Here is a 1,135-nt window from a genome sequence, read left to right as displayed (position 1 = left end):
AAATCGTATTTTGACCGCTATCTCACCATGAAGCTGGGTAACTTTAAAATCAGTGATGATGAGATCACTGAAGATGGACGGGGGAGTTTGACAGTGCATCCTACCGTATAGGTTTTTTTATCGCTCCCATGCTGGAGCATGGGAGCGATAAAAGTAATAAAGCAATAATAGGTTTAACAACAGGATTTAGCCATGCAACAAACCATTACCATAAACGACACCTTATTAGAAAATGCCTCGAAGTCCGTGGGTCTTGAGGATGTTAATGAAGTCATTAATCTGGTTCTGCATGAGCTAATCACAAATCATCAAACTATTGGTAAGCGCCGCCAACCGCCAGTTTTCATTGCAGGTAAAAGCAAGATAATCGGCGATTTAATAGAATCTTGTGTTGATATCGAGGATTTTGAATGCCTGAAATAGTCGTATTGGATACAGAGTGTGGGAATGGTAGTTAAGGAAACTCTGATTAAGTCCTTTGACAAGTTCGGGACAAACGGTAAGTATTTGATTCCGTTCGTGGTGAGCCTGTCGAACCATGAACGGAACCAACTTGTTCAGAGATTCCTTAAACGATAGGTTTAGCTTTTATCGCCAGAGTAATAGGAGAACCCCATGCAAGCCATAAAAGAATACACCGAAGTCATTGACGGGAGTATCCATGTCAAGCTTCCAAAAAATTTTACCGCTAAACGAGTGGAGTTGATTATTTTATCAGCCGACGAAAACGCCAAGGACGATAAAGGTGATTTTTTGCACTTTCTGCTCGACAGCCCGGAAATGACTGACGAGGAATACCAAGCGATTGAAGAAAAAAGGCAGCATCTTAAGCAATGGACATGATTTGTCTAGATACCAACGTGCTTATTGCACATAAACGAGCGAAAAAAGCGGATAAAGACAAATCCTTGCTTTACCTACTTAGCGTACAAGGCTATCGTTTCGCAGTTTCGAGCATTACAGTATACGAATTGTTGCGTGGCGACAATAAGGATGAAGACCGCTACTGGCAGTCGATGTTTGCCAATATGGAGATATTGCCTTTCGATTTTGCCTGTTGCGGAACAAGCGGCAATAATTTACAAGGACTTGAAACAACAAGGGCAGTTAATCGAGGCGGAAGACTTGTTCATCG

The 1,135-nt window shown here is 41.9% G+C and carries 2 protein-coding genes and 2 pseudogenes (1 of these 4 cut by a window edge); all 4 read left to right on the top strand.

Annotation, left to right across the window (positions count from 1 at the left end):
- Nucleotides 1-111 (top strand): annotated as a pseudogene (locus E8D52_18625) (formylmethanofuran dehydrogenase subunit A) (it extends 256 nt beyond the left edge of the window).
- Nucleotides 112-192: 81 nt separating this feature from the next.
- A pseudogene (locus E8D52_18620) lies at nucleotides 193-423 on the top strand (hypothetical protein).
- A gap of 192 nt (nucleotides 424-615) precedes the next feature.
- Nucleotides 616-843, top strand: coding sequence for a hypothetical protein (locus E8D52_18615; protein ID TKB65240.1), 228 nt, complete (start codon nucleotides 616-618; stop codon nucleotides 841-843).
- Nucleotides 834-1,135, top strand: a 302-nt coding sequence (locus tag E8D52_18610) for a type II toxin-antitoxin system VapC family toxin (protein ID TKB65239.1), incomplete at its 3' end; no start/stop codon positions are given. The genes E8D52_18615 and E8D52_18610, both read left to right, overlap by 10 nt.

Source organism: Nitrospira sp. (assembly GCA_005116745.1).
Taxonomy (GTDB): domain Bacteria; phylum Nitrospirota; class Nitrospiria; order Nitrospirales; family Nitrospiraceae; genus Nitrospira_D.
Note: the sequence above shows the minus strand (reverse complement) of the source record. Positions and strands in the feature narration are given on the sequence as shown.

Excerpts from the sequence above, each read along its gene's own strand:
- E8D52_18615 (TKB65240.1), top strand. The coding sequence starts at position 616 with ATGCAAGCCATAAAAGAATACACCGAAGTCATTGACGGGAGTATCCAT.